The sequence below is a fragment of the Saccharopolyspora sp. NPDC000995 genome (genome assembly GCF_053599315.1).
Genome location: NZ_JBSFLZ010000212.1, coordinates 1 through 6197 on the forward strand (window position 1 = coordinate 1; position 6197 = coordinate 6197).

Here is a 6197-nt window from a genome sequence, read left to right on the forward strand (position 1 = left end):
AGACCACGCGGCGAAGCCAGGCCGGAAGCCGGTCAAGCCACGAGGTGAGCAGGTCGCCGACCCGCTCGGCCGCGCGAGCCCTGGTCGTCGTGGCCAAGGGAACTGGCAGGCTGGCGAGAGCCAAGTCGGTCAGGAACTTGGTTTCCCAACATGGTTGGGTGGCGGCGAGTCGTGTCGTGACAGCCCGATGGAAACGCAGGTAAGACGGGCACTGTGCTGGCGGCGGGTATCGCCACGGGAGGACCAGCGCCGGACGGGCGGTGGCCAACGTCGACACCGTGAGGTGTCGGCTCGCGGACCGTTTTTACACGTTGCGTGAACGGGAGTCAGTCCTCGTCGAGGAGACGGAGGACGAGACCGGGGTGCGGCTTGGGGCCGAACGAGGTCGACTTGCGCGGCAGCCTCAAGCCCGCCCCCGCGGCGCTCTGGAGATCCGCCTGCCGCGGTGGCGCGACCAGCACGGCGATGCCACCGAACTCCTGGACCTGGCGCACCGCCCTGGTGGGGCTGTCCTCGTAGTGGACGTCCTCGGGCGAATCCGGTACGCCCCAGAGCGTCTCGATTACAGCTGCGTGCAGGACGGCAAGCTGCATCCGGCGAAGTGCCGCTGGAACCCGGCGCAGTTCTTCGGCCACGAACGGCCGGTGCGGGTCGGTCAGCAGGAACGCCTCGTGCCCGGTCACCACCACGAAGGCGATTGCGTGCTGGGCGTTCTGCCGGAGCACGCGCAACCATTCGATGAGGCTGCCCCGCAACCTGGCTACCCGGAATCGGGTCGCCGCCGAGTTCAGGGCTGCTGTCGGGTTGACGTGCGGCAGGACGCGGTGGACCGGGGAAAGCGCCATCGGGCTGCGCTGGATGTCGACGAGCAATCCGGAGATGTAGTCCCACGGGCCCGCGCCGCGACCTTCGGCGTGGAGGCATCGGCGGAACTGCCGGGCCGCGACCCAACGATGGTGCCCGTCGGCGAGGAAAGCCGGGATGCGGCTGAGCTCGGCCGTGATGTCAGCCTGCGCCGCTTGGTCGGTGATGTGCCACAACCGGTGCCGTTGTCCGTCCGAGGCGAGGACTTCCGACGTCGGTGTGCGCCGGGCAGCTGCATCGAGGTGTGCTGCGGTGCGCTCACCGCCGGAGTAGCCCAGCAGCAAGGGCTCGAGGTTCAGCCGACCGACCTCCAGGACCCGGCCAATACCGTTTGCGCGACTGGGAATGACGTCCTCGTGCGGCAACAGGCGGCTGTCCAGGTGGACGGCCGCGAGCAGCCCGCGCTGGGCCCCGCGCGGCCCGGTCTGTTCGTAGGCGTACACGGCGCGGGCGGGCTCGCGCTCCAGCGCGCCGCTTCGCTGCCAGGACCGCAGGACGCTCGCTGCTTCCTCCGCCGACCCGTCCCAGGAACCGGCATGTTGATCCCAGGGCGTGGCGTAGCGCCCGGCCAGATCGCGCAGGCGCTCGGAAGCGACGCGCCAACCGCGGAAGGGGACTAGACCGACCCCGTTGGTGCTTGGGCGGGCGGGGTTCATCGCGCCGACTGCTGGCAATTGGGTCGTCTCCTCGGCGTCCGCTTCTTCGTCGAGCTCGTCATCGTCAGCGGAATTCTCCCGCTGTGCCGAGGCGAACGTGAACAGGCCCGCGATCGCGCAGGCGGTGGCCATCACGAGGATGGCGGCGGCGACCGGCATCAGGCTGATTAACGGTCCCGCGAGCAGCGGTCCGGCGGATTGGCCGGTGAGCAGGAAGCCGTTGGCGCGCCGACGAAAAAACTCCTGCACTCCTCCGGCGCATGCCTGCTGACGTGCAGGAACAGCGACTGTGCGAGTGCGGCGAAGCGGAACCCCTGCACTGCGTGCAGCGGGGTCAGGGCGACGGGATCCAGGGGGAGGCTGAAGGGCGCGATGCTCACGGCGCATCCGCCGGCGGCGATCGCGAAGGTACGAACGGGTCGGACGGTGCGGTCGTTGTGCTTGCCCACCAGAACGAGCCGACCAGGCTGGCGCCCCACATCACCGAATGCAGCACGCCGACCCACAGGCTCGCGGTCGACGGGTCCGGCACGCCCCCGCGCACCTGCTCGGCGAACACGGAGATGAGCCCCTAAATGCCGAAGTACGCTGCGACCGCGGCCAGCGCCAACGGGATCGCACTCGGCACCTGCATGGCGGATGCCCGATCCCGCTTCGACCGGTCGTCACGCTGCCCGGCACGCGGCTGCCGGCGTCCTGGCTCCGGCAAGCCCACCGCGCAGCCGCCAGCGAGCACCACTGCAGCGGCTGCGATGACGAGCATCAGTTGCCGCAAGCCGCCGGCGCCTACGAACGCCCGCCGGCGATGGGCCCGGCCCGTGCGCCGGCCGCGGTGGGCTGAAGGACTTGTTCAGCGCCGAGCCGCGCTTTGCAGCCGAGCCGGTTGAGCCGGCGAATGCGGCGGACGCCTCGACGACACCACCAAAGGTGCCCTGCAGCAGCCGCCCGGCCACCAGCATCAGCGGTGTGGCCGCCGCGGCCATCACGACCATCGCCCCGGCCAGCCCCAGCAAGGCGGACCACCATCCACTTGCGGCTGATGCGATCGCCGAGACGCCCCCACCGGGGAGTGGTGAACGTCAGGGCCAGTGCCGGGGCGGCGATCGCCATCCCGGCCCACGTCTGAGTCTCCGCCATTCCGCTGGTGCCCATCGCCTCCAGGTAGAAGGGCATGATCGGCACCAGCATCATAAGGCCGGTGGTGTTGACGAATTGGCCGGCCCACAGCAGGGCCCGGTTGCAGCCGCCCGTCATCGCCTGCGGTGCGCCGGAGAGTTGGCCAGTCTCGATCTGATCCGGATCCCGGCGCGGGACCCGACTCAGGAGCGTGCCGGTTGTTTGTTCGGGATGAGGCGCGTGAAGAAGAGCGAGATCCCAGCGATGACTGCGAGCACCGCGTCGGCCGCGCGCAGAGCCTGCAGCCGCGCGGCGGCGTTCTCCTCCACGATCGCGGAAACGGTGCTGGACGATAATCCGGTCGTCGCGAGCGCCTGTTCCAGGTCGGCGTCGGACAGGAAGGGGGCACCGCTGACGAGCTCGACCCCGGCTTGGGAGGTCACCTGGGGTGGCACGCTCGGGTTCTGGCTGATGCCCTGCAGGAACGACATGGTCAAGGCGGCGATGAGCACCGAACCGGCTAGCGCGGTGCCGACCGACACGCCAAGGTTCGTGGAGGTGTTTTGGAGGCCACCGACCTCGCCGGTCCGTTCGTCGGGGACTGCGGAAACGGTCACGCTACCCAACTGCGAGGCCAGCGAGCCGATGCCGAGCCCGGCCAACAGCATGGGCACGGTCGTGATTTCGGGACCTGCGCCGAGCTCGAGTGCCGCCAGCAACGCCATCAGCCCGCCGAAGAGGGCGAACAGGCCCCACTGCACCACACGACGCGGTGATGCATCCGGCCATGCCTTCGGGATGCCGACCGCAGCGATGAGCAGGGTTATCGACAGCGGCAGGAGTCGCACGCCGGTCTGCAGGGCGGTGAGTCCGAGCGAAACGGACAGGAACAGGGGAACGATGAAGAACAGTCCGGACTGCAGGAGGAACTGGAAGAAGAAGATCGCCAGCCCTCCGCGAAGCTGCCGATTGCGCAGCATCGCGGGGTCGACGAGCGGCTCGAGGCCGTGTGTCACGCGCCTGCGCTCCCAGGCGAGAAACACCCGGAACACGAGCCCGCCTGCCAAGATCAGCCAGATGGTGGCGGAGACGCCCAGCAGTGCCGGCGTGTCCGGCTTGGGTGCCACCCATCCCCAGCTGCTCGAACGCAACACCGCGTAGACGACCAGCCCGAGGCCCGCAGCGGACAGCGCGGTGCCCACAAGATCGAGTACCTGGCGGCGGTGCGGCGGTGCGTCATCCACGCGACGCGCGAGGAGTAGGATCACGATCACGATCACGACCTCACCGGCGAAGACCCACCGCCATGAGAAGTACGTGGTCACGAGGCCACCGATGAGCGGCCCCACGGCGACGGCTATCGCGCCAGCGGACGCCACGAGCCCGTACGCCCGTGGGCGCTGGGCCTGCGGGAAGTTCGCAGCCACGAGCGCGACGATCGCTGGCATGATGAGCACGGCGCCCAGCCCTTCCAGCAACGACCAACCGAGGATCAGCACTCCCAGGCCAGGGGCGAGCGAGGTGGTCAGGGAGCCGCACCCGTAGATCACGCAGCCGGCGGTGAACGCACGGCGTCGGCCGATCAGCGTACCGATCTTGCCGCCGGTGATCATGAACATCGCCATTACCAGGGCGTAGAGCGTGATGGCGGTCTGGATGCCGCTCACCGTCGTACCGACGTCCTCGGCGACCGTCGCGATGGACACGTTCATCACCGAGGTATCCAGTGTCATCAGGAACTGCCCGACTGCCAGAGTTCCCAGCACCGTTCCGCCGTTGGTGCTTCTCCTCGCCTGCATATGGCCATCCTCTGCGGAGGACGACGTTTCGGCAGCGCGGCTGATGACCGTTTGATCGTCGCCAGCGGCACAACGCAGCGCCAAATCGCGGTCGCGCAGTAACTCGTTGATCGTCTTGCCCCGGTGTGGACATCCGTCTGGCGGGATTCCGTCGAAAGCATCTACAAAGGTGGCCAGTTGGCTGGATGCCGCGAGGTTCTGGTCTCGCGGCGATTGCCACTACCGCGAATAGCGGAAGCACCGCGGATCGGAGTTGGCCGTTCGCTCGACGCGCGTGCGCGCTCCTACTTTCCGCGGGGCTCGGCCGGTCTGCGGATCGGCAGGAGCAGCTCTTTGAGCGCTAAGGCATTGACGGCAACGATGATGCTGGAGCCCGACATCGAAAGGGCGGCGATCTCGGGGCGGAGCATGAGCCCGAACGCGGGTTCGAAAACGCCTGCGGCGATGGGGAGCGCGATAGCGTTGTAGCCGATCGCCCAGCCCAGGTTCTGACGCATCTTCCGCAGAGTGCCCCGGCCGATGCGCAGTGCTGTTTGGACGTCGAGGGGGTCGGACCGCATCAGGACGACTTCCGCGGTTTCGATGGCCACATCGGTCCCGGCGCCGATGGCGATCCCGAGGTCGGCCTGGGCCAGAGCAGGCGCGTCGTTCACCCCGTCGCCGACCATCGCCACCCTGCGGCCGGTCCGCTGCAACCCGGCGATCTTGGACGCTTTGTCGCTCGGGAGTACGTCGGCTACGACGGTGTCGATGTCCAACTGCCCCGCGATCCGCTGCGCAGTCGCCTGGTTGTCGCCGGTGAGCATGACGACTTCGGCACCCAGGGCATGGAGTTCGGCGATGGCGGCCGTCGAGGTTTCCCGAGGCGCGTCGGCGATGCCGATTAGCCCGGCCGCGCGTCCGTCGAGGGCGGCGATGAGCGTGATCGCGGTTGGCGATTGCGCCGCCATCGGATAAGCAGCAACCCCGGAGCCGATTCCTGTCGGTTTGTCCGTACAGGCCGAGCCGGACACAGCTCGGGGCTCCGGGGTCGGGTAGCTGCCTGGTATTCGCCGACCGCATGCCCGCGCCGAATCCCGCAGGATCACGACGACACGGGTCGGCTGGAGTGCCGTGGGCGGTCCTAGCGGACAGCCACCTCACAAGTCCTGTTGGTTTTCAACGTTGGACCACCTCCCTTCCTGTGTACCGAGGAGGCTAGGGTGCGGCGTGCCATTCGGGCAACTGATTTTCTTCGCAACGGATTCGCCGGGCGTACGAGTGGACCGACAAGGCCACGCGACCCCGACTTCCTGTACTCGTCCCGCGCTATACGCGCGTACCTGCGCTCGCGCGGGATCAAGCCCGTGAATTCCGAGCCGGACGATCAAAAGTGTCACCGCAAGCGCCGCGGATCACGCGCGGCCGCCCGGTCACGCTCGACGCCGCCGACTACAGGAATCGCAACGTGGTCGAACGCCGCTACTGCCGCATCAAGCAACGGCGAGGACTCGCGACCCGGTACGACAAGCACGCCATCGTCTACCGCGCCGCCGTCGTCCTCGGGCGCCGTCATCGCCCGGACCCGGCGATTGTCAGACCCACGGTAGCTCGTGACGCCCCGGTGGCTTGTTCGATCGAGCCTCGGCTCGCCACCAGAGCTGCTAAGCGCGGCTCGGTAACATGCAACGCATGTTGCGTCCTGGAAGCTGGACCAGGCCAGCGGGTGAGAGTCCCGTCCGGGTAGGCACCGGAGCGCCCGGTAGCAGGCCCCAGTCTGTCG

7 protein-coding genes are annotated in these 6197 nt (G+C 68.4%); all 7 read right to left on the reverse strand.

Going from position 1 to position 6197, the window contains the following annotated elements; genetic code table 11:
* Positions 1–326 precede the first annotated feature (326 nt).
* Entirely contained in the window at positions 327–1769 is a 1443-nt protein-coding gene (locus ACWDKQ_RS34625; RefSeq protein WP_450142983.1) for a DUF1015 family protein, read from the reverse strand.
* 127 nt (positions 1770–1896) lie between these two features.
* Positions 1897–2079 carry a hypothetical protein gene (locus ACWDKQ_RS34630; RefSeq protein WP_450142984.1) on the reverse strand — a complete coding sequence of 61 codons (183 nt, stop codon included), beginning with the start codon at positions 2077–2079 and terminating at the stop codon, positions 1897–1899.
* Between the two features lie 12 nt (positions 2080–2091).
* Positions 2092–2295: a hypothetical protein gene (locus ACWDKQ_RS34635; protein WP_450142985.1), complete on the reverse strand. Its 204-nt coding sequence runs from the start codon at positions 2293–2295 to the stop codon at positions 2092–2094.
* Between the two features lie 11 nt (positions 2296–2306).
* The gene (locus ACWDKQ_RS34640) at positions 2307–2774 is read right to left on the reverse strand and encodes a hypothetical protein (protein ID WP_450142986.1); all 468 of its coding nucleotides are present in this window, start codon (positions 2772–2774) and stop codon (positions 2307–2309) included.
* A 65-nt stretch (positions 2775–2839) separates the two neighbouring features.
* A complete protein-coding gene (locus ACWDKQ_RS34645; RefSeq protein ID WP_450142987.1) occupies positions 2840–4435 on the reverse strand; it encodes an MFS transporter in 1596 nt (531 codons plus the stop codon).
* 284 nt (positions 4436–4719) lie between these two features.
* A complete protein-coding gene (locus ACWDKQ_RS34650; protein WP_450142988.1) occupies positions 4720–5385 on the reverse strand; it encodes an HAD-IC family P-type ATPase in 666 nt (221 codons plus the stop codon).
* A gap of 425 nt (positions 5386–5810) precedes the next feature.
* A complete protein-coding gene (locus ACWDKQ_RS34655; RefSeq protein WP_450142989.1) occupies positions 5811–5990 on the reverse strand; it encodes a hypothetical protein in 180 nt (59 codons plus the stop codon).
* Positions 5991–6197 lie beyond the last annotated feature (207 nt).

Coding starts and splice junctions, on each gene's coding strand:
- ACWDKQ_RS34640 (WP_450142986.1), bottom strand. CDS start 2,774: ATGACGGGCGGCTGCAACCGGGCCCTGCTGTGGGCCGGCCAATTCGTC.
- ACWDKQ_RS34645 (WP_450142987.1), bottom strand. CDS start 4,435: ATGCAGGCGAGGAGAAGCACCAACGGCGGAACGGTGCTGGGAACTCTG.
- ACWDKQ_RS34650 (WP_450142988.1), bottom strand. CDS start 5,385: ATGGCGGCGCAATCGCCAACCGCGATCACGCTCATCGCCGCCCTCGAC.
- ACWDKQ_RS34655 (WP_450142989.1), bottom strand. CDS start 5,990: ATGACGGCGCCCGAGGACGACGGCGGCGCGGTAGACGATGGCGTGCTT.